The organism is Candidatus Solincola tengchongensis, from assembly GCF_015711935.1.
In the GTDB taxonomy this organism is placed as follows: Bacteria; Actinomycetota; Geothermincolia; order Geothermincolales; family RBG-13-55-18; genus Solincola_A; species Solincola_A tengchongensis.
This window is the reverse complement of record NZ_JACVJJ010000084.1, coordinates 38,109-60,319: the sequence shown is the minus strand read 5'-3', so window position 1 is coordinate 60,319 and position 22,211 is coordinate 38,109. Positions and strand designations below refer to the sequence as shown.

Here is a 22,211-nt window from a genome sequence, read left to right as displayed (position 1 = left end):
CGCCACCCCGATAGGTGGAAGACGGCGTCTAAACCTAAGTTTGTCCCCCGGGGCCGCTTGTCCTTCCCCTTCCGACCTCCTGGTCCTCCGGAGCGCTCAGTTCCCAGTGTCGTCCCTATCCAGGAGCACCAGGTAATCCCTGTGGATGACCTCCTCGCATTCCCCGCCGAGGCGCCAGGCGGCCTCCCTGGTGTGCAGGCCCTTGACCCGGTTCACCTCCAGCGAGGACATGCCGCAGATCCCCCGGGCTATGGTCCGGCCCCGGGCATCCACGACCTCCACCGCGTCCCCGGCGCCGAAATCGCCGCGGCATTCAAGAACACCGGCCGGGAGCAGGCTCTTCCCGCCGCTCAGAAGTGCTTCCCGCGCCCCGTCATCCACCACGATGGTCCCCCGGGGCGTGGCCCCGTAGGCTATCCAGTGTTTCTGGCTCCGGAGGCGGCGGGGGGAGGGGTGGAAATAGGTCCCCAGCCGCTCCCCCTCTAGTACCCGTTCCAGCACCCGCGGTTCCCTCCCGGGAGCCACCACCACGCCGATCCCCGCGGCGTTGGCGATGCGTGCCGCCTCCAGCTTGGCGCGCATCCCCCCCGAGGAATGCTCTCCGCCCGCCCTTCCCGCCACCCGGGTGAGCTCCGGCGTGACCTCCTTCACCTCGTGGATGAGGCGGGCCTCCCGATCCCGGCGTGGGTCCCCGCTGTACAGGCCCTCCACGTCGGAGAGCATCACCAGGAGGTTGGCTCCCGTGAGCACCGCCACCAGGGCGGCGAGGCGGTCGTTGTCCCCGAATCGTATCTCCTCCACGGCCACCGTGTCGTTCTCGTTGACCAGCGGCAGCACGCCGTGTTCCAGAAGCTTCCGGAAGGTGTTCCTGGCGTTCAGATACTGGCGGCGGTGGGCGAAATCGTACTGGGTGAAAAGGACCTGACCCACCAGTATCCCGTGAGCGGCGAAGAGGTCGGCGTAGGTGCGCACCAGAAGGCCCTGCCCCACCGAGGAAGCCGCCTGCAGGGTAGGGATGTCGCGGGGCCTTTCCGACAGGCCCATGAGCTCCACGCCGGCGGCGATGGCACCCGAGGAGACGAGCACCACCCGGGGAACGCGGGCGCGAACCATAGCGATCTGGTCCACGAGGCTCCGTACCTGTTCCCTGTCGAGGCGGCCCCGCTGGTCGCTGAGGGTGTAAGTCCCCACCTTGACCACCAGGGTCTTCACCTCGGGAAGCTTCCTCTCACCCATCTCCGTCACTCCGGCATACCTCGTCTTCGGGCTCTCTCCCCGCACCTCCTTTTCCGGGTCGGCGCTCCGCCCGGCGAGACGCGGCGGGAAAGGCGACCGTGCGGCCTCAGGATTAGGTTAACACACCCGTCCCGGTGGCCGGGCATCTCTTGCCTTGCTCCCCGCCCCTGCCGCGCAGGATCTGCCCTGCGCCGGCAATGGGCAACTCATAAACGAAGGGAGGGGCCGGGGCAGCGTGGGCCGCTCCCCGTACGGGTTCCCGGCTCATATCTCGGGGAGGAAATCGAAGACATAATCGCCGATGACCACCGCATCTCCTTCCCTGGCCCCCTGGCGCAGGAGTTCCTCCTCCACCCCCATCCTCCGCAGCCGGGACTGCACATAGGCCAGGGCCTGCGGTTTCTCCAGGTCCAGCCTCCTCACCAGTCCCTCCACGGACTCTCCCAGCACGCGGTAATAACCCTCCTCGCGCACCACGCGGAAGCCCTTCTCCCTGCGGGGATCGAAGGTATAGACCACACGCTCCTCGCTCTCCGGATACTCTCCCCTGCCCCTGTACTCCTCCACCAGCCCGCCCAGGAAGCGCATCAGCTCCACCACCCCCTGGCCGGTGACGGCGGATATTGGAAAGAACTTCCATTTACGCCTTTCCGCCTCCGCACGCGCCTCCTCCAGAAAAGGTTCGTGCACCACGTCCATCTTATTGGCCGCCATGAGCTGCGGCCTCCGCAGGAGGCGCGGGCTGTAGGCCTCCAGTTCCTCCAGCACCGCCTCCAGGGCGCGGCCCGGAGGCTCAAGGGCCGTGGCGGAGACGTCCACCAGGTGCAGTAGCACCGCGGTCCGCTCCACGTGGCGGAGGAACCTCAACCCGAGGCCCCTACCCTCGTGGGCCCCGCGGATGAGGCCCGGGAGGTCGGCGATGACGAAGCTGCGCTCCTCGTCCAAGCGAACGGTCCCCAGGGCCGGCTCCAGGGTGGTGAAGGGATAGTCGGCGACCTTCGGCCTGGCGGCCGAGACGCGGGAGATGAGCGTGGACTTCCCTGCGTTGGGCAGGCCCACCACGCCCACGTCGGCGAGGAGCTTCAACTCCAGCCTTATCCTCCTCTCTTCCCCCTTTTCCCCCTTCTCCGCGAAGTCGGGGGCCCTCCGCGCCGGGGTGGCGAAGGAGGCGTTGCCGCGACCGCCCCGCCCTCCCCTGGCCACCACCACCTCCTGCCCGGGGCGGGAAAGGTCGGCCAGGAGGCGCCCTTCCCCGTCGCGGACCTGGGTACCTACCGGCACGTCGATGACCAAGTCCTTCCCATCCCCACCGTGCCGGTTGTTGCTCGAACCGTTACCGCCCCTGCCGGCGCGGAAATGGGTCCTTCGCGTGAATTCCACCAGGGTGTTCACGCTGTCCGAGGCGCGGAGGATGACCGATCCCCCCCGGCCTCCGTCTCCCCCGTCAGGACCTCCGAGCGGGCGGTACTTTTCGCGGTGAAAACTGACGCAGCCGTCGCCGCCGTCGCCGCCACGCACGTGAATCTCAGCCTCGTCAATGAACAACTCCTCGCCCCTCCACGACGATCCTCATCCGGCCGTTGTCTCTCATCGTCTTTCCCTTACCGGGGGCAGCGGAAAATGAAAATCCCCGGATGCCCGGGGTCTTCGTAACCAGCGTCCCTTGGAGGGCTTCCGCGCGTTGCTCAGGATTCCTCCGCGGGCATGACGCTCACGAAATGGCGGTCTCCAGAACGGTGATACCTCACGTACCCGTCGATCTTGGCGAAGAGGGTATAATCCTTCCCCAGACCCACGTTCTCGCCGGGTTTTATCTTGGTCCCTCTCTGCCGCACCAGTATGGACCCCCCGGTCACGAACTGCCCCCCGAAACTCTTCACGCCCAACCTCTTGGACCGGCTGTCCCTTCCGTTGCGGGAGCTACCTACGCCTTTCTTGCTCGACATGCTCAATCACTCCCTTCGGAGCTCGTCTTCTTCTTGCGGCTCCCCCTGGCGGCGACCTCCGCGCCCGGAACGCCGCTTATGCTCTCCACACGGACCTCGGTGAAGAGCTGCCGGTGCCCGCGCTTGCGGTGGTATCCCTTCTTGGGGCGGTACTTGAAGACCACTACCTTTCTTCCCTTGCCATGCCCCAGCACGGTGCCCTCCACTTTGACCTTGCCGGCCTCCGGGCCTACCAATACCTTGCCCTCCCCTCCGGCCATGATCACGCGCTCGAAGACGATCTTCTCGCCCACCGGGACGTCAAGCTTCTCCACCCGGATCACCGAGCCGCTCTCCACCCGGTACTGCTTCCCGCCCGTCTCTATGACTGCGTACATGACATCCAACCTCCAGGGTCATTTTAACACGGTTTTATAAGATAACACGGTGCCCGTGCACTGTAAAGGAAGACGGTCCGTCCCCTACGACCCTGTACGGCCTCCTTCCGTGAACCTCCCGGGTTCCACCCCGTCGGGCAACCTCTTGCAGGAAGGGGTGGAGCAGGTCCGACAGAGCGGGGCCGCCCGGAGACCGGACGGCCCCTCTTATATGAAACCCTCAACCGGTCAAAGCACGCAGCCCTCGGCGAAGAACCAGTCCGTGGAGGGCTGGGCGGCTCCCACGGAACTGTTGCCGTCGGTGATGCCGCCGAAGTTGAAGTACTCGGCCAGCTCCGCCACCACGGGGAGCGAGGCCTTCACCTGGGTGGAGACGTCGGTGGACTCCAGGCCGGGTATCTCGTCCACGTGCACCGTGCGGCGAGCGTGCGGCGCCAGCTTGACCGTGCGCTCCACGCGCTGACCGCCCGGTCGCATGAAGCTCAGGGTGACCGTGGACTCGCTTTCGTGAGGGTTGACCAGGAGCACGTAGAGGTCGAAGGACCCGCCCGTGTAACCCTCGGCCAGGTACCACTCGTCGCGCAGGGACTGGGCGCCGATGGTGTTGTGCCCGCCCGTGCGGCCGGCGTAGCTGAAGTACATGGCCCGCTCGGCGACGATGGGGAGGTCTGAGGCGACCTGGGTGGAGACGTCGGTGGACTCCAGGCCGGGTATCTCGTCCACGTGCACCGTGTAGCGACGGCGGGCGGGCACGTTCACCTGGTGGGTGACCACCCGTCCGTCGGGGCGCATGAAGTTGAGGGTCACCGCGGCCCCGCTCTCGTTGGGGTTCTGGAGGAGGATCCAGGTGTCGAAGGTCCCTCCGGTGTAGCCCTCGGCGAAGAACCAGCTGCTGGAGGGGCTGGGGGCGCCGATGGAATCCGACCCCCCTTTCTTCCCCTGGTAATTGAAGTACATGGCCCGCTCCGCGAGGACCGGGAGGTCGCTACTCACGTGCACGGAGAAACTCCCCTTCCCCACCGTCTCGCGGACCGGCACCGTGAAACGGCTGTAGGCCCCCACCTGGTAGGTGAAGACCCGGTTCTCGCCGTCCTCTCCCTGGAAGGTCACCTCCACCCTCGCCGTGGCTCCGTTGGGGTTCATTATGAGCACGAAGGTGTCGAAGGTGGCCGACGGGGCGGGTGAGGCCCCCGGGAGCTCAGCGGTGGGCGGGATGGTGGTGAAGCGCATGAACTCCTGGGTTATGTACAGCCCGCCCGGCCCCGGGACCACGCCTATCCCGATGCAGTTGAACTCACGGCGCAGTATGTTCTCCCGGTGGGAGGGGCTGTTCATGAGCGCCTGGAAGGCCGCGTCCACGTTGGGGGCCTTGGCGATGTTCTCGCCGGCCAGCGTCCACCCCGTTATCCCGCGCGCGGCGATACGTTGCTGCAGGTTCCCGGAGACCGGGGAATCGTGGCCGAAGAAGTTGTACTGTATCATCTCCTGGGAATAGGAGCGGGCGAAGTCGGTGAGCTGCTGTTCCACGAGCAGTGAGGGGAGGCCGGCCGCATTACGTGCCTGGTTTACCAGTTCCAGCATGCGCGCCTCCTCCGCGGAGACGTTCACAGCCGCCTGAGCGTTCCCCGTCATGAGAGCCGGCAGCACGGCGGACAGGAATATCAGACCTATCGCCACCAGGCATGTGATGCCCTTTCGCCACCAGGTGAGCCCCTTCAATCTCGTTCTCCCCCTTCTTGTCCCCGAGGGCTGGTGGCGACCTCTTCCGCTCCCCAAAAAAACGCCCTTTCCCGGCGGAAAGGGCGTCGCTTTTCAAGGCGGCAGCCTGGCGATCATAACCGCTCTCGCGGTCTTAGACCCATGGCTTTGCGCCCTCTCCTTTCGGAAGAGTTTGCCTTTATCACCTTCGGGGATATTCGGTTTTCAATTTTCAAAACAGTTATCGGCAGTACATATATCTTTCTTTAAGCTTCCAGACGTCGTATTTCGATCAACCGGATGGGCGGAACGGGTTTCCGCCGCGGGGTGGAAAACCCGCTATGACCCTAAAGGCAAGGCGTGAACTTTCCGATAAAAGAAATGCCAAAATATCATTGCCGAGTGAGTTTTGGCCCGGACCGGAAAGTCTGCCCGCTTTCCGGTCGTCTTTTTTCTCTCCATACCCTGCGGTGAGGCCCTACCCTCGGACCGCACACCTGCGCAAGCCCCAGGCACGCGGATGCCCTGCGTCTTGGGCCCCATCCGTCCCCGCGCCGCCTCAGTGCCGAGGGTCGGGCCATCCCCGGAGAAAGTAGAGCGGTTGCTGGCTGCGCCCCGAGAGACCCGCGGTGTCCTCGGAGCCGGACGGCGATATGGGCCTGAGAATCGGAGCCGACCCGGTGTGAGCGCGGAAGGGGGCACAAGAAGGTCTCCGTGGTGCAGGAAGATGCGGCCGCCGACACCCTAGTTGCCGTCGGCGTCCCTGTCGGGACCTCCGTGCCTTTCCGTCCTTTCCAGCCGTCCCTTCACCACGACCCTTCGCGAGGCGCTGTACCAGGGATGGCAGGCGGTCAGGGTCACCTCGCGCTCCTCCCCCTGCTCCAACACCGTGAGGTCGGTGGGCAGGACGACGCGCTGTTCGTAGACCAGATAGGTATAGCGCGCCTCCGCCGTCTCCAGGACTATCTCATCACCCGGTCTCAATTGCTCGATGTGGCGGAAGGGAGCTCCATAAGTGGTGCGGTGGCCGCTGATGACGCAGTTGCCCACCTGCCCGGGATAAGCCGTGCCGGGTATATGCCCGGGGCCGCGTTTCAGGTTCTCCGTGTCCTCAAGGCCCTCCAGCTCGACCACGATGGCGTCGAGGCCCAGGCGGCTCACCAGAAGACGGGCTATCCCGTCACCCACGGCCACCGGTTCGCGTTCCGGCGCCGGGGGCCTCTGTTCCCAGATCCGGAAGAGCTCCTTTTGGGCGGCGGCGGCCCTGCGGTCCGTGTAGTGGATGTAGACGAACACGCCGGCCAGGATGAGCAGCCCGCAGAGGGTAAGGGAGGCGCCGATGCCCAAGAGCAGCTTGCCCCCCCGCCTCCCCGACCTCCTCCCCTTCCCGGTCTCTCCGCGCGCACCTGCCGGGCCCTCCTCATTACCGCCGGGCACGGCGAGGCCGGTCCGCTCCGTCTCCCTCTCCAAATCTTCCCTCCCCCGCACGCCTTGTCCCCAGTGCCTCTCCTCCTTGGAAACGAACTCCCTTCCCTGCCATCCTGCGGACCACGGATACGGGCGACCGGTCAGCCATCCATCCCCTATCCCCATCGCCCCGGATATCCCGGATAAAGGCCTTCCGCGATCAAGGCTCCCGGAAGACCATCCCCCTCCCGTTGCAGACCGGGCAGGTCTCGCCGAAGGCCTCCATCAACCCCTCGGACACGTTCTTGCGGGTCATCTCCACCAGCCCCAGCTTGGTGAGCTCCACGACGTAGGTCTTGGTGCGGTCCTTCTCCAGTTCCCGGTTCAGGGCCCTGAGGACCGCCCGGCGGTTGCGGGACTCGTTCATGTCGATGAAGTCGATGATGATGATGCCGCCGATGTCCCGCAGGCGGAGTTGTCTCACCACCTCGGTGACCGCCTCGATGTTCGTCTGGAGGACGGTGTCCTCAAGAGACTTGTCTCCCACGAACCTCCCCGTGTTCACGTCTATGGCCGTAAGGGCTTCCGTGGTGTCGATGACGATGTAACCGCCGGAGGGAAGGGGCACCTCGCGGCGCAGGGCTTCCTTTATTTGCCGGTTGACGTCCAGGGCCTCGAAGAGAGGCGCGGAGCCCGTGTAGTGCAGCACCCTATCGGCCAGGTCCGGGGCCACCATCTTCAGATAATTGCGGAGGCGGCGGAAGGAGCGGTGAGAGTCCACCAGGATGCGCTCGAAGCTGGCGTCCATGATGTCCCGTACCACCTTGACCTCCAGCTCCGGTTCCTGGTAGAGGACCGCCGGGGCCCTCTTCCTCTCGGCATTCTTGCGCACCTGGCCCCAAACCTTGCTCAGGTAGGCCACGCTCTTCCGCAGCTCCGCGGCCTCCGCGTCACGGGCCGCGGTGCGCACGATGAGGCCCACGCCGCGGGGCTTCACCTCCTCCACCAGCCGGCGCAGCCTCTCCCTGTCCTGCTCGCTCAGCTTATGGGAGATGCCCACGGTGTCGTTCTGGGGCAGGAGCACGAGGTAACGCCCCGGGATGGAAAGGTAGGTGGTGAGCCGGGCGCCCTTGCCGCCCATGGGGTCCTTGGTGACCTGGACGGTAACCGGTTGCCCCACCTTGAGCAGCTTGGTGATATCCGGCTTCTCTCCCGACCTCGCCCGGTCCACGAAGATGTCCCCCACGTAGAGCAGGGCGTTGCGGTTATGCCCGATGTCCACGAAGGCGGCCTCCATCCCCGGCAGGACGTTCTGTACCCGGCCCTTGTATATGTCGCCCACGATGCTCCGGCGGTCCGCATGCTCCACGAAGATCTCCTGCAGGACCCCTTTCTCCATGACCGCCACCCGGGTCTCGCCGTCGTAAACGGCGACTGCGATCTCCTTCTCCGCCGGGCTCACTTGCCGGACCTCGAGGCTCCTCTTCCTCCTCTTATCCAGCACCGCTCTCCTCCATGTTCTCAAGCTCTCCATTCTCCGTATGGTAAAAATATACTTTATCGGGATATTCCTCCAGGATCTCGTCCCGTGAAGCGTAGATGCCCACCCGGGTCACCGCATCGACCCCGGCCCCGAAGCGATCTTCCAGCTTCTGGAGGGCGTCGCGTAACCTCCCCCCTCCCTCTCCGTCGATCCTCAGGCAAAGATGGAAAGAACCCCCAGCCCCTTCCACCCGGTAGAGCCCGTAACGCGCCCAGCGGGAAAGTTTGGGCATGTAGTCCGGCAGCACCTGGAGGGACACCACCCTCAGCCCTTCCGGAAGCGCCTCGTTCATCCTCCTCGTCATGTCCACCAGGTCGGGTTCCCTCTCCACGGCCACCTCCAAATATTCCGCCTCAGCGGACACCCCCAAGGGTAGGGCGGGGGCGAAGCTCACCTTCACCCGGGGATGAAAGCCGGAGGTATAGACAAGGTCCGCGCCGGAACGGCGGAGAGCCCTCTCCATGGCCCGCATCGTCTCGCGGTGGGAGAGATAGGCGGCGTCTCCCTTCTTGTAATATTTTACCAATATACGCTTCAACTTCCCCCTCCCGCCAGCCTACCGGAGACCTCCTTCCCGTCGCAGACCCCGCATCCCAGGCAGTCCCCGTAACGGCAGTCCTCCGTGGCCTCTCCCCGCTGAGCTTTCTGGTACTCCTCCCAGAGGAAGGACCTATCCACCCCTGCGGAAAGATGATCCCAGGGGAAGACCTCTTCCTCGCCTCTTTCCCTCTCCACGTACCACGTGGGGTCCAGGCCCCGCTCCTCCATGGCCCGCCGCCAACGCTCCCAGGAGAAGAACTCGCTCCAGTTGTCCAGGCAGCCCTCCCGTGCCGCCGCCTCCACCACGGGCCCCAGGCGCCGGTCCCCGCGGGCCAGTATCCCCTCCAGGTAGCTCATCTCCCGTGTGTGCCACTTCCAGGTGACGCCCCTGATGCGCAGCCCCTCCTTGAGGATGAAATGCCGCCGGGCGGTCTCAGGCAGGGACAACTGGCCGACCCACTGAAAGGGGGTGTGCGGCTTGGGTACGAAGGTGGAGACGCTCACCGAGAGGCGAAGGCCACGCGGAGGCCTGCCGGAGTCTCCCTCCCGCATGATACGCCGCACAAGGGAACAGATGGCCTCAACGTCCTCCTCCTCCTCGCCGGGGAGGCCGACCATGAAATAGAGCTTCATCTTTCTCCAGCCCTCCCGGTAAGCGGCGCTCACCGCCTCCAGGAGGTCCTCGTCGGTCACCTCTTTGTTGATGACCGAGCGCAAGCGGGGAGAGGCCGCCTCCGGGGCCAGGGTGAGCCCCGTCTTGCGTATCCTCCCCACCTTGGAGGCCAGTTCAACGGAAAAGGAATCCGTGCGCAGCGAGGGGAGGGAGACGGCCACCCGTTCCCTCTCCAGATCCCGGGAGAGCCTTTCCGCGAGGGATATGATCCTGGAATAATCTGCACTGCTCAGCGAGGAGAGGGAGAGCTCGTCACATCCCGTGGCGGAGATCATCTCCCGGCCCCAGGCGTAGAGGACATCCTCGCTCCTCTCCCTAACCGGGCGGTAGACCATACCCGCCTGGCAGAACCGGCAGCCCCGCGTGCAGCCCCGGAAGATCTCCAGGCTGCAGCGGTCGTGGACCGATTCGACCAAGGGCACCAGCGGCCTCCGGGGCCTGGTCACCCTGTCGAGGTCCGAGACGACCCGCTTGCGCACGGGCATGGGGGCGCCTTCCAGCGGTTCTATGCCGGATATGGTCCCGTCTGGACGGTAGTGCACACGGTACAGCGAAGGGACGTAAACGCTGGGGATGGAGGCGCAGCGCCGCAGGAAACCGGGGCGGTCGCCCTTTTCCATGTCCTTCCACTCGCGCACCGCGTCCAGCAGCTCATGGACGACCTCCTCCCCCTCGCCCAGCACCAGGAGGTCGAAGAACTCCGCCACCGGTTCGGGATTGTAGGCGCCCGGACCACCGCCAACCACCAAGGGATCCCGGGATCCCCGGTCCGCGGCACGGAGGGGGATACCGGCCAGGGAGAGTATCCTCAGAACGTTGGCCAGCGTGAGCTCGTGCTGGAGGGTTATGCCCACCACGTCGAAGCGGTTCAGGGGCACCCGGCTCTCCAGCCCGAAGAGGGGTATCCCCTTCCTCTGCATGAGCTCCTGCATGTCCACCCAGGGCAGGTAAGCACGGTCGGCCATGCAGTCCTCCCTCTCGTTTATCTCCTCGTAGAGGATGGCCAGCCCGAGGTGGGACATGCCGATCTCGTAGACGTCCGGATAGACCAGCACGCAGTTGCAACCTCGTGCGGTAAGCGGCCGGCGCCTGGCGTTGACCTCGATTCCCAGGTAGCGCCCCGGCTTGCTCACCTGCGCGATGTCCCGCTTAAAGAAGGACCTCACGAGTTCCACGTCGTTTCCCGTCTCCATCCCATCCTCGATAAGCGTCATCTCGTCTTTCTCGCGCCTCACCCGACCCCTTTTCTTCCGGCAAGTCCCCTCGGAGCGGCCTAGAACCTCCTTGGGTTCCCGCCGGAAGGACCTCGTTCCCCAATCCCTGCCGGGCAGGAAAACCGCTTTCCTTCCTCACCGCAGCCGCCCGGGAAACCGCCCGGCGAGGCGCCATTGGTCCCCGTTCCATCGGGGCCGACCAATACATATTAAGGAGGGGTGTCACCAATTGACAACGCTCGCCGCGGCCTCTTCGTTCCCTGCATCGTCGCGGCCCGGCCATTTCCATCAAAAAAGCGTGGCCCCGTGACGGAAGGCCGCGGGGCACCGCTTCCCCTTACCGGCCTCCCTGCGACACCGCTTCACAGCACTCTTTTCCCCGTCCCGTAAAGAGAAAAGCGAAGCGGCAGCACACCGCCTCGCGGAATCCTCCCTGCGCGGTCCGGGGCACCGGGTGCCCGGGTCCGCCTACTTGTTGCGCAGGAACACGGGGATGTCCAGCTCCTCGGACTCGAAGACCATGGTCTTCTCCGGAGGTGTCTCCATCCTCACGGCCTTGCGTCCCGGCTTGGAGGGAGCGGTACCGAACTCGAAACCGGTGGCGATCACCGTCACCTTCAGTTCGTCTCCCAGGGAATCGTCGATCACCGCGCCGAAGATGATGTTGGCGTCCGGATCGGCCACGCTGGCGATGATTTCCGCCGCCTCGTTGACCTCGAAGAGGCCCAGGTCCGAACCTCCCGAGATGTTGAGGAGAATCCCCTTGGCCCCCTCGATGGAGGCCTCCAGGAGGGGGCTGGAGATAGCCGCCCTCGCCGCCTCCGAAGCGCGGTTCTCCCCCGAGGCCACGCCGATGCCCATGAGGGCCGAACCGGCATTGGACATTATGGTGCGCACGTCGGCGAAGTCCAGGTTGATCAGCCCCGGGACGGTGATGAGGTCGGTTATGCCCTGCACTCCCTGGCGGAGGATGTCATCGGCCATGCGGAAGGCGTTGAGGATGGAGGTCTTCTGTTCCGCGACCTCAAGGAGGCGGTCGTTGGGAATGATGATCAGGGTGTCCACCTTCTCCCGCAGCTTCTCGATGCCCATCTCTGCCTGCTGGGCCCTCTTGCGCCCCTCGAAGGAGAAGGGCCTGGTGACCACCCCGATGGTCAGCGCGCCCTGCTCCTTGGCGATCTCCGCCACGATGGGCGAAGCGCCGGTACCCGTACCGCCGCCCTTCCCGGCGGTGATGAAGACCATGTCCGCTCCCTTGATGGCCTCGGCGATGGCCTCCCGGTTTTCCAGGGCCGCCTGCTCCCCGATCTCGGGATTGGAGCCCGCCCCCAAGCCCCGGGTTATATTCCCTCCTATATACACCTTCACATCGGCATCGGACATGAGGAGGGCCTGGGCGTCGGTGTTGATAGCCACGAACTCCACTCCCTTGAGTCCAGCGTCTATCATACGGTTTATGGCGTTGGTCCCGCCTCCTCCCACGCCGACCACTTTTATTACCGCCAGGTAATTGGTCGCGCTCTCCGGCATTTCCAGTCCCTCCTTTATCCCGTGCCCCCTCGAACGGTCATCACGAGGCGCTCGCAAACTCTACACCATCGCTTTAATGTTTTCGCCTTTCCTTTTTCTTCCTTTCACGCCAAATAATTACTACGACGGCTCCCGGGCTGAGTCCTTCCCTTCAAATCCTTCCCAGGCCCTCAGGGGCTTGGGTGCTTACCCGCGCCGGCACCTGCATCGGAAAGGAAATCCTATCCATCCCTCCTCGCCGGGAAGGGATATCGCGGTCTCCAAGGGCGGGCTATCCTTCTCCCTGTCCTTTTCCTCGCCTGGCCACAAAGACCCTTTTTGTCCTCGCGCCTCGTCGATATACCGTAACATGTACCTTTACGGTAAGATTATACTTCTTTTTTTTCCTAAATGTTAAGTCTCAATCAAAGCCCTGCCCGGCCGGCCCCTCACGTCGAGAGCGGGAGGGCAGGTGATATTGTGTTGAGCTTCTCCCCGCAAGCTCCCTGAGCACCTCCCGCGTCACAGGAGAAAGGCCTACCGCGGTCTTATCGCCGGATGGTCCGGATAGGTTACGTCGATGTAGAGAAGTTGTCCGTACCGGGGCGCGATGTCCTGCATAGCAGCTAAGGCGATCTCCGCCTTGCGCTCCAGGTCATCGCATTCCCCGAAGATGACCTTTGTCTCGGAGGCCACCAGGTAATATCCCTCCCCTTCCGCATAACCCACTTCCTCCGCCCTTTCTCGCAGCTCCTCCGGTATCTCTTCCAGTATTCTCGCCACGTCCTCGAACCGGGGGTCTTCCAGTTTGACGCCGGGGTAGAGCAAAGGCGGCCGCAGGCCGGTTATCTCCGGCACCCCTTCCCGGCGGGAGTCTGCGCTCTCCACCACCAGACCCTCCCGGTCAACGAGGTGGAACCTCCCGTTCTGCTGCAGGCAGCCCACCGGGATTCTCTCGGTGACCTCCAGTATCACCGTATGGGGAAAACGCCTCCGCACCTCCACCCGGAGGACGTAAGGCTCGGCGAGTATCGCTCTTTCCACCGCCCTCACATCCATCTTGAGAATATGGGTGTAGGGGGTGATCCCGGAGATGGAGCGGAGGTAATCGGCGCTCAAACTCCTGTTTCCACGGACCTCCACCCGGCGGACGTCAAGGACATCGGTGAAGAGATAAACCCATACCATGGCCGCCAGAGAGGCCAGGAGGAGCGCGGCGAGAAGAGGCATTGACCACTTGCGAGATCCCCGCTTACGGCCACGCCGAACAGGCTTCTGTCTCGCGCCGGAGGGCACCCCATGTCCGTCCTTTAGCCTCCCGGCGTCCCTCACGTTCCCGCGCTCATCGAGCTCCCTTCGGCGTGCCGTGCGAAAGACCAGGCCTTTCCGATAGACGGCCCTCTTCCCGTCCGAGGCGCGAACCACTCCCGTCCCGGCCCTCTTCTCCTTCCCCGCCGCTCCATCCGACCCGAGGGCTCGAGGAGACCCCGCGTTCCCCCGCCGGGTCAGGGAACCCGAAGCGGTTCTCGTTCCCCGCGCCGCCTCGTTGCGTGCCCTTCCCTTTTCCGACGGCCTCCCGCCTCTCACCCCTCCGCTCTTCGCATAAGGGCCGGTTGCCTCCCTGCCGCCCCATGCACTCGGCTTTCCCTTCCTTCCCGCCGCGTTTTCGGAAGAGCGTTCTATGCCCGGGGGTTTCTTTTCTTCCCGGGGATCCTTCGCCCTCCGTCCTCCGGCGGTCGCCAATCCCTTTTCTCCTCCCGGAATCATCGCCCGTGCAGACCGTTCAAGCGGGGTAGAGGGACCAAGACGCGGATGGAAGGCACAGCGGGTCGTCGCGGTACCGTTGTCACGAGCCTGCCCCGTCTCCTGCGAAGCCGCGGCGGCCGACCTTGAGCCTGGCGGTGCGCAATATCCTCTCCACCATCTCCTTGAAGCTGTAGCCGGCCGCGGCGGCCGCTTTGGGAACCAGGCTCAGCTCGGTCATCCCGGGCAGGGTGTTGACCTCCAGGCAGTACGCCCTCCCCTCCCCATCGACCATGAAATCCACCCGCGAAACGCCCTCACACCCTAGGGCTCGGTGAGCCTTCACCGCAAGACGCTGCAACTCGGCGGCCAGCTTATCCGGTATGGGCGCCGGCACCAAATACTCGGTCATCCCCTTGGTATATTTACATTCGTAATCGTAGACCCCTTTGCTGGCCACGATCTCGAGCACCGGCAGGGCTTCCGGTTCCTCTCCGAGGAGCCCCACGGTCAGCTCGCGCCCCCGGATATACCTCTCCACCAGCACCACCTCGTCATAGCCCAGTGCCTCACGCAGGGCTTCCTCCAGTTCCTCGGTGTTGGAGGCCCTTGAGGAGCCCAGTGTGGAGCCCTCACCGGCGGGCTTGACCATGCACGGGAAACCGAGGTCCAGCGCTATTCCCTCCGCAACCCGCCTCAAGCCGGCCCCCCGGACATCGGCGGCGGTGATGGTCACGTCCTCGGCCACCGGGATCCCCTCGGAACGGAATACGCGCTTGGACATGCGCTTGTCCATGGCCAGGGCGCTGGCCAGCACCCCGGAACCGGTATAGGGTACTCCCAGGAGCTCCAGGGCGCCCTGCACCGTCCCGTCCTCTCCAAGGCGACCGTGAAGGGCGAGGAACGCGGCATCCACCTCCGAGCGCAGCGCGGTGAGTTGCTCCAACGCCGATGGGCCCAGGTCCACTTCCAGGACGCGGTATCCGAGCTCGCGCAAGGCCGCAGCGACCGCGGCTCCGGAGCGGAGGGACACCTCCCTCTCCGCGGAGACTCCTCCCATGATCACCGCCACCCGTCGCAATTCGATCTCCAATCCCTCTACCCCCTGCCGAAACCGATCAGATCGATCTCTTCCTCCAATTCCACGCCCTCTTTTCTTAAAACCTCCCGCTTTATCAACTCCACGAGCCGCAACACGTCATCCGCGCTCGCCTTACCCAGGTTGACGATGAAGTTTGCGTGCTTCGGGGAGACCATGGCATCACCTACCCTCATCCCTTTCAGGCCACATCTCTCGATGATCTCCCCCGCGCTCATCCCCGGGGGGTTGAGGAAGACGCTTCCCGCCGAGGGTCTGCCTAGAGGCTGCCTTTCCTTCCTCCAGGAGAGAAAACCGTCTCTCCTCTCCCTTATCCTATCCTTGTCATCAATATAAAGGTTAAGTTTAACTTCATATATAATATCCCGGTTTCCGATTCCCCGAGCGCGACGGTAGGCGAAGCACGCTTTCCGGGCGCTTAATGTGCGTTCCCTTATCTCCTCTCCCTCCAGGCGGAGGACCTTGATTTCCTCTACTATATCCCCGATGGTCCTCCCGTGAGCCCCCGCGTTCATACGCACCGCGCCCCCGATGCTCCCGGGAATGCCGGAGAGTTCCTCGAGCCCCGCCAGGCCGTGTTCCATGCACCACAGGATCAAGCGGTTCAACTCGCATCCACTTTCAATGTTTACTTTACCTTCATCTTTTATGCGTGCCCTCTTAAGGCCCGGCGGCGTCAGCACCACGACTCCTCGAAAACCGGCGTCGGAGACCAGGACGTTGCTACCCCTGCCCAGGACCAGGAAATCGCATCCGTGGTCCAGGATCGCTTGGGAGAGCAGGAAGAGTTCCTCCTGCCCCTTGGGAACCACCAGAAGGTCCGCTGGGCCCCCGATACGGAAAGTGGTATAGCCGGAAAGGGGCACGTCCCTCAGGACCTCGCCCCTCAACCTTCCGTGCAGCTCACGGTAAAGACCTTCGATCTTCCGCGTCGCACCCTTCCCCAGCGCCATCGCCGTTCCTTTCCCGCAGCAGGGCGGAGATCTCGCGAGCGCAGAGAGAAATGTCCCCCGCCCCCATGATCACGACTAGATCCCCGGGGCGGAGAAAGCGCACCGCCGCCTCGCCGAGGGCCGCCCGCCTCGGCACGTAGACCACCTGTTTGGAGGGTTCCTCCTCCAGCACGGCGTTGAGTATCAGTTTGCCGTCCACCCCGGGTATGGGATCCTCGCCCGCGGCGTAGACGTCGGTCAGGACCAGGAGGTCGGCACGCCGGAAAGCCGTGCCGAAATCCCGCCACAAGGCATGGGTCCTGGAATAGCGGTGGGGCTGGAAAAGACACACAATGCGCCTCCCTTCCTCCACGGAGGCGGCCTCCAGGGTGGAGCGCACCTCGGACGGATGATGGGCATAGTCGTCCACGATCCTTATTCCGCCCACTTCGTCCACCACCTGGAAACGTCGGCGCACTCCCCGGAAGGAGGCAAGAGCCTCCGCCGCCTCGCGGAAGCCCACTCCCATGGCGTGGGTGAGCGCCAGCGCGGCCAGGGCGTTGTATACGTTGTGCCGCCCCGGTATCCTCAACCGCAGCTCTCCCAGCCGGCTGTCCCTGAAATGCACGGTGAAGGAGCTTCCGCCGGGAAGGACTTGAAGGCTGTCAAAACGGTAATCGTTGTCCTCCTCCTCTCCGAAGGTGAAGGTATTTCTCGGACCCCATCCCTTGAGGGCGCGCGATGCCGAGTCATCGCCTCCCACGACCAGGATCCCGTCCGGCGGGAGCAGTTCCACGAAACGCCTGAAATGCTCCCTTATCCTCTCCGGCTCCCGGAAGTAATCCAGGTGATCGTCCTCCACGTTGGTCACCACCGCCGCCCAGGGACGCAAGAGGAGGAAGGACCCGTCGCTCTCGTCCGCCTCGGCGACCACGAACTCTCCCTTCCCTGCATGGGCGTTGCTTCCCACGTCGTTAAGCTCTCCCCCCACCACGTAGGTGGGGTCGAGCCCGGCCCGGGAGAGGATCATGGCCACCATGGAGGTGGTGGTGGTCTTTCCGTGAGTCCCCGCTACGGCGATGCCCTTTCCTTCCTCCATGATTTTGGAGAGCATGGCGGCTCGGGGCAGGACGGGAATCCCCCTCCTGCGGGCCTCCTGAAGCTCGCGGTTCCTCTCCGGAACCGCCGAAGAGACCACCACCATCCCCGCTCCTTCCACGTTGCCCGGATGGTGGCCGATGAAGACCTTGGCCCCCATCTCCCGAAGCCGTTCGGTATTGCGGGACTCCTTCAGGTCGGACCCGCTGACCTCCAATCCCCTGGCCAGCAGGACGGCGGCGATGGCGCTCATCCCCGCCCCCCCTATGCCCACGAAATGCACTCTTCCCTTTATCTTCATTCTCCCTCACCAGCCAGAGAAAGGACGGCGTCAGCCAGCCTACGGACCGCATCCGGCCTGGCTACCCGCAGGGCGGCCCTGCCCATCTCCGCCAACCTGCCCTCCTCGCCCAGAAGACCCTCCACCTCGCGCACCAAGCGCTCCCCGCTCATCTCCCGGTCGGGTATGACCACCGCCGCCCCCGCGGCTCTCAAGACCTCCGCGTTGGCGTCCTGGTGGCCGGCGGTGGCATGCGGGTAAGGGACCAAGATGGCCGCCTTTCCGGCCATGGCGAGCTCGGCGATGGTCGATGCGCCAGACCGGCACACCACCAGGTCCGCCGCCCGGTAGAGGAGATCCATGCGCTCGATGAAATCCAGCGGTCGGTAGACAAGATCTCCGTAATCCACTTTCGCCGCCGCTTGCATGAATTCCTGGTACTTGTCCCGCCCCACGGCGTGAACCACCTGCAGGTCCCTCCTCTCCTTCCAGAGGGGAAGCGCCTCCAGCACCGCCCGGTTCAGGCTGGCCGCTCCCTGGCTGCCACCGATCACGGCCACCGTCTTGCGTCCGGGGTGGAGGCGGAAATGAGAGTAAGGGTCCCCGTCCCCGCCCCCTCTGGCCAGGAGGGGGTTTCCGGTAACCACGGCTTTTGCCCTCCAGGAAGGCCTGTGCGTGAGGGTCTCTGGGAAGGAGACGGCTATCACCCGCGCGGCCGCGGCCAGCAGGCGGTTCGCGGAACCGGGGATCACGTTCTGCTCGTGGATGATCAGGGGGACGCGCAGGCTCAGGGCGGCCAGCGCCCCAGGGAGGCAGGCGTACCCTCCGAAGGCCACCGCTGCCCGAGGGCGCCTCTCCCTCATGTCCCAACGGCAGCGGTAGAAGGCAGCGGCGAGCGCCGCCAGAGCCTCGAGGTCTTCGATGCCCGGCCGGCGGCTGAACCCGCTCACCTTTACGAATACCGTCCGGAACCGCGAGACCGAGGGCGGCGGTCCCGCCTTCCCGCCCAAGTAAAGAGCGACCTCCACCCCCTCACGCGATGCGAGCTCGCCGGCCAGAGCCAGCAAGGGATGCAGGTGACCTCCTGTCCCTCCCCCGCATATGGCTATCCTCACGGCTGCTCCTCCTCTTCGACCCGGCGGCTCGCTTCCCGCCCCAGCGGGAGACGCTTAAGAGTATACCGGTCATGCACAGGCTTATCACCAGGGAGGACCCGCCGTAACTGAAGAAGGGCAGGGTGACCCCGGTTATGGGGAGCACACCCGTGGCGGCTCCCATGTTCACCACGGCCTGCGTTCCTATCACGCAGACGATCCCCGCCGCCAGCATCCTGCCGGACCGGTCCGGTGTCCGGCGGGCTATCCTCAGGCCCAGGTAGACGAAGAGGGAGAGGAGGAGCACCACGGTGAGGGTGCCCGCCAACCCCAACTCCTCGCCGATGATGGAGAATATGAAATCGGTATGGGCATTAGGAAGGTAGAAGAACTTCTGCCGGCTCATCCCCAGCCCCAGCCCGGTAAGCCGCCCCGAACCAAGGGCCAGCATGGACTGGATGACGTGAAAGCCGCCCTCCCTGGGCGCGCTCCAGGGATCCAGAAAGGCCAGGAAACGCGCCCTCCGGTAAGGGGAGACGACGATGAACAGCAGGGTGAGGCCCATGCCGCTCAAGGCCAGGGAGAGCACCTTTCTCAGGGGCGCGCCGGACAGGTAGAGGACCACGAAGGCTGAAAGGGCAACGATGAGCATGCTCCCCAGGTCGGGCTCCATGATGATGAGCAGGGAGGCCAGGCCGGTGACCACCAGCACCGGCACCGCTATCTCCTTCCAGGACTCCGGCCTCTCGTTGCGTCTCCCGTAATGATACACGGCAAAGAGGAGCAGAGAGAGCTTGGTCAGCTCGGAGGGTTGTATGACCAGAGGTCCGAAGTTCAGGGAACGGCGAGATCCGTAGACCAGGTCCCCGAAAAGGAGCACGGCCACCAATCCCACCAGGGAAAGGGAGAGGAGAAGGGGCGAGAGCTGCACGAGGCGTCGGTAGTCCATCCTCGCCAGCACCGCCAGGGCCGCCAGGCCCGCCGTGAACCACAGGGCCTGGCGGAGTAGGAAATAATAGCTTGAGCCGTAGCGCTCGAGGGCCGCGCCGGAGCTGGCGGAGAAGATCATCACCATGCCGTAGAGGCACATGAGCAGCACTGCGGCCAGCAGGGTGTACGCCGTGCCGTTCAAACGGGCCGGGGCGGCCCGCAGGGCTTCTCCCTCCCTCAGGGGTAGCACACGCACCTTTGCCTTCGCGTCATGCCCTCGGGAAGTCGGAATCCGCCCGCCTACCGTCCTATTGTTCCCGCTGCCCTTTCGGGACGCCGGACGGCCGGTCCTTCTTCCAGCGCGCCTATCCTCCAATGCCTCTCCCCGTGTACTCGTTTACCAATCTCTGGAAATGGTCTCCACGCTCCCGGTAATCGCGGTAGCGGTCGAAGGAAGCGCAGGCCGGGCTGAACACCACCACGTCCCCGGCCCTCACCCTCCTGGGGAGGTCCTCGAAAACCTCCTCCAGCCCCGGAAGCACCCTCCGGGGCACGGCGGGGGCTTCCTCCCGCAGCGCGGCCTCTATCTCCTCCGCCGCCTCTCCTATGAGGTACACCATACGCACGCCCCCCCGTTCGTTCCTCCCGGCTATCTCCGCCGCCAGTTCCCGGAAGGGAAGCCCCTTGTTGCGCCCCCCGAGGATGAGCACCAGAGGCCCCGGGAATGCGCTCAGGGCGCGCAGGGAGGCGTGGGGGTTGGTGGCCTTGGAATCGTCGTAGAAGGACACGCCGTCGCGCTCCCCCACCCACTGGAGGCGGTGCGGGAGGCCCCGGTATCCGCGCAGGGCATCCCGTACCGCTTCCGGTGTCGCTCCCATGAGGAGCGATGCGGCGGTGGCCGCCAGGGCGTTCTCCAGGTTGTGCTCGCCGGGCAGGGCCAGCTCCCCCACCCCCATGACCTCCACGGTCCGGCCGCTCTCCGGGTCGCGGAAACGAATGGTCTCCCCTTCCCGCCAGACGCATGCCTCCTCGGCCTCCCGGCGGCTGAAGAAGCACTTTCCGGCGGGGGCCGCCCTCGACGCCTCCACGCACAAGGGGTCGTCGAGGTTGACGACCGCCTGGTCCCCCGGGCCCTGGTTCATCCAGATGCGGCCCTTGGCCTCCACGTATTCGCCCAGGTCGGAGTGCCAGTCGTAATGGTCATGGGAAACGTTCAGCAGCACGGCAACGCGCGGCCTGAACTCCTGAACGTAAAAGAGCTGAAAGCTGGAGACCTCCACCACCAGGGGATCGCCGGGCCCCATATCCTCGACGGCGGAGACCATGGGGTAACCGATGTTCCCCACGGCCCTGGCCCGCATGCCCGCTCTCTTCAGGATGGCCTCGATCATGCTCACCGTGGTGGTCTTGCCGTTGGTCCCGGTGACCGCCACCACCGGGCCGCGGGCGTACCTCCAGGCCAGCTCTATCTCGCTCCATACGGGTATCCCCCGCGCCTCCGCCTCCCGGAGGAGGGGAAGCCGTGAACGCACGCCCGGGCTCACCACCACCAGTTCCACGCCCCGCAGCACCTCCTCCCGGTGATGCCCGAGCACCACCTCGGCGCCCCTCTCGGAGAAGGGGCGCGCCGCTTCTCGTATCTCCTCGGAATCCGAGAGGTCGTTGATGCGCACCTCATGTCCCTCGCGGAGGAGCTTGTCCGCAGCGGCGCGTCCGGAGACGCCCAGGCCGATCACCAGTACCTTCTCGGCCCTCACCGCCGACGCTCCTCGCGCCGCTCGCATGCCCTCGTCCGTCGGCTCCATTTTCACGAATCCTCCGATCAAGAAGGCTACTTGCCTCCCACATAATTGATGTAGAAAAGCAGGAAGCCGATACCTACACAGAACCCGGCCACGATCCACAGCCGGATGAGGGTGGTCACCTCCGACCATCCCTTGAGCTCGAAGTGATGGTGCAGTGGAGCCATGCGGAAGACCCTCCTGCGGGTGGCCTTGAACACCGCCACCTGAATGACCACCGAGGCGGCTTCCATGACGTACAGCCCGCCCAGCACCAGGAGGAGGAGCTCCGTCTTGGAGAGCATGGCCACGGTGGCCAGGCTCCCGCCCAGGGCAAGGGAGCCGACGTCCCCCATGAAGATCTTGGCCGGCGGAGCGTTCCACCACAGGAATCCTACACAACTACCCATCATGGCTCCGGCGAAGATGGCGATGTCCAGAGAGCCCTTTACGTGCGGGTAGAGGAACTGGTGGTTGCGGAACTGGATGAAGGCGATGAGCACGTAGGCGGTCATCACCAGGATGGTGACCCCCGAGGCCAGCCCGTCCAGCCCGTCGGTGAGGTTCACGGCGTTGGAAAACCCTATGATCATCAGGTAGACCAGCAGGAAATAGAAAGGCCCCAGGTCACAGAGCACGGAATCGCTACGGAAAAAGTAGAGCTTGGTGTCCACTCCGAAATGGTTGGTGGCCAGGTAGGCAAGGGCCACGGACAGAAGGAGCTGCCAGAAGAGCTTCTGGCGGGCTTTCAGCCCCAGCGAGCGGGCGTAATGCAGTTTGGTGTAGTCGTCGGCGAAACCCAGCAGCCCGCAACCCAGCAGGGCCAGGCCCAGCGCGAAACCGGTTCCCGAGGTCAAACGGACGGCCATGACCAGAAACCCCACCAGGGTGGAGACGACGATGAGCACGCCGCCCATGGTGGGCGTGCCCTCCTTGGCCAGGTGGGCCTTCGGGCCGTCCTCCCTTATGTACTGTCCAATGCCTCTCCTGCGCAGCCAGCCGATGAACAGGGGCATGCCGAATATGCATACCACCAGGCTCATCAGCAGCGCTCCCATGACCCGGTACAAAGGAGCCTACCTTTCCGCCTCTCGCGTCGCCGCGCGGTACC

At 64.8% G+C, this 22,211-nt stretch carries 17 protein-coding genes, 1 pseudogene and 1 riboswitch; all 18 genes and pseudogenes read right to left on the bottom strand.

Annotated elements, in window-relative coordinates; translation table 11 throughout:
* Nucleotides 1–96 precede the first annotated feature (96 nt).
* On the bottom strand, nt 97–1,236 hold the full coding sequence (gene proB / locus H7007_RS07590; protein ID WP_287154424.1) for a glutamate 5-kinase: 1,140 nt from the start codon (nt 1,234–1,236) through the stop codon (nt 97–99).
* 264 nt (nt 1,237–1,500) lie between these two features.
* Nucleotides 1,501–2,781, bottom strand: coding sequence for a GTPase ObgE (gene obgE, locus H7007_RS07585; protein WP_287154422.1), 1,281 nt, complete (start codon nt 2,779–2,781; stop codon nt 1,501–1,503).
* Nucleotides 2,782–2,921: 140 nt separating this feature from the next.
* Entirely contained in the window at nt 2,922–3,182 is a 261-nt protein-coding gene (rpmA, locus tag H7007_RS07580) for a 50S ribosomal protein L27 (RefSeq protein ID WP_287154420.1), read from the bottom strand.
* A gap of 74 nt (nt 3,183–3,256) precedes the next feature.
* Nucleotides 3,257–3,559 (bottom strand): annotated as a pseudogene (rplU, locus tag H7007_RS07575) (50S ribosomal protein L21); the annotation flags it as partial.
* 228 nt (nt 3,560–3,787) lie between these two features.
* Complete coding sequence (locus tag H7007_RS07570; protein ID WP_287154419.1) at nt 3,788–5,278, bottom strand: CAP domain-containing protein; 1,491 nt, start codon at nt 5,276–5,278, stop codon at nt 3,788–3,790.
* A 97-nt stretch (nt 5,279–5,375) separates the two neighbouring features.
* Nucleotides 5,376–5,465, bottom strand: a riboswitch (cyclic di-GMP riboswitch).
* Nucleotides 5,466–6,001: 536 nt separating this feature from the next.
* The gene (locus tag H7007_RS07565) at nt 6,002–6,727 is read right to left on the bottom strand and encodes a sortase (RefSeq protein WP_287154417.1); all 726 of its coding nucleotides are present in this window, start codon (nt 6,725–6,727) and stop codon (nt 6,002–6,004) included.
* Between the two features lie 157 nt (nt 6,728–6,884).
* The gene (locus H7007_RS07560; RefSeq protein WP_287154415.1) at nt 6,885–8,168 is read right to left on the bottom strand and encodes an Rne/Rng family ribonuclease; all 1,284 of its coding nucleotides are present in this window, start codon (nt 8,166–8,168) and stop codon (nt 6,885–6,887) included.
* Nucleotides 8,158–8,745 carry a TIGR03936 family radical SAM-associated protein gene (locus tag H7007_RS07555; RefSeq protein WP_287154414.1) on the bottom strand — a complete coding sequence of 196 codons (588 nt, stop codon included), beginning with the start codon at nt 8,743–8,745 and terminating at the stop codon, nt 8,158–8,160. Before H7007_RS07555 ends, H7007_RS07560 begins: the two co-directional genes overlap by 11 nt.
* Nucleotides 8,742–10,655, bottom strand: coding sequence for a TIGR03960 family B12-binding radical SAM protein (locus H7007_RS07550; RefSeq protein WP_287154413.1), 1,914 nt, complete (start codon nt 10,653–10,655; stop codon nt 8,742–8,744). Before H7007_RS07550 ends, H7007_RS07555 begins: the two co-directional genes overlap by 4 nt.
* A gap of 447 nt (nt 10,656–11,102) precedes the next feature.
* On the bottom strand, nt 11,103–12,164 hold the full coding sequence (ftsZ, locus tag H7007_RS07545) for a cell division protein FtsZ (RefSeq protein ID WP_287154411.1): 1,062 nt from the start codon (nt 12,162–12,164) through the stop codon (nt 11,103–11,105).
* Between the two features lie 516 nt (nt 12,165–12,680).
* Nucleotides 12,681–13,373 (bottom strand): cell division protein FtsQ/DivIB, encoded by a 693-nt coding sequence (locus tag H7007_RS07540; protein WP_287154409.1) that lies wholly within the window; start codon nt 13,371–13,373, stop codon nt 12,681–12,683.
* A 616-nt stretch (nt 13,374–13,989) separates the two neighbouring features.
* Nucleotides 13,990–14,979: a D-alanine--D-alanine ligase gene (locus tag H7007_RS07535; RefSeq protein ID WP_287154407.1), complete on the bottom strand. Its 990-nt coding sequence runs from the start codon at nt 14,977–14,979 to the stop codon at nt 13,990–13,992.
* Nucleotides 14,980–14,984: 5 nt separating this feature from the next.
* Nucleotides 14,985–15,938 carry a UDP-N-acetylmuramate dehydrogenase gene (gene murB, locus H7007_RS07530; RefSeq protein WP_287154405.1) on the bottom strand — a complete coding sequence of 318 codons (954 nt, stop codon included), beginning with the start codon at nt 15,936–15,938 and terminating at the stop codon, nt 14,985–14,987.
* Nucleotides 15,889–17,316 carry a UDP-N-acetylmuramate--L-alanine ligase gene (murC, locus tag H7007_RS07525; protein WP_287154403.1) on the bottom strand — a complete coding sequence of 476 codons (1,428 nt, stop codon included), beginning with the start codon at nt 17,314–17,316 and terminating at the stop codon, nt 15,889–15,891. The genes murB and murC overlap by 50 nt, the downstream gene beginning before the upstream one ends.
* Nucleotides 17,313–18,410, bottom strand: a complete 1,098-nt coding sequence (gene murG / locus H7007_RS07520; RefSeq protein WP_287154402.1) for an undecaprenyldiphospho-muramoylpentapeptide beta-N-acetylglucosaminyltransferase — start codon at nt 18,408–18,410, stop codon at nt 17,313–17,315. Before murG ends, murC begins: the two co-directional genes overlap by 4 nt.
* Complete coding sequence (gene ftsW / locus H7007_RS07515; RefSeq protein ID WP_287154399.1) at nt 18,328–19,569, bottom strand: putative lipid II flippase FtsW; 1,242 nt, start codon at nt 19,567–19,569, stop codon at nt 18,328–18,330. The genes murG and ftsW overlap by 83 nt, the downstream gene beginning before the upstream one ends.
* Nucleotides 19,570–19,684: 115 nt before the next feature.
* On the bottom strand, nt 19,685–21,076 hold the full coding sequence (murD, locus tag H7007_RS07510) for a UDP-N-acetylmuramoyl-L-alanine--D-glutamate ligase (protein ID WP_287154397.1): 1,392 nt from the start codon (nt 21,074–21,076) through the stop codon (nt 19,685–19,687).
* A gap of 74 nt (nt 21,077–21,150) precedes the next feature.
* Complete coding sequence (mraY, locus tag H7007_RS07505) at nt 21,151–22,170, bottom strand: phospho-N-acetylmuramoyl-pentapeptide-transferase (protein WP_287154396.1); 1,020 nt, start codon at nt 22,168–22,170, stop codon at nt 21,151–21,153.
* Between the last annotated feature and the right edge of the window lie 41 nt (nt 22,171–22,211).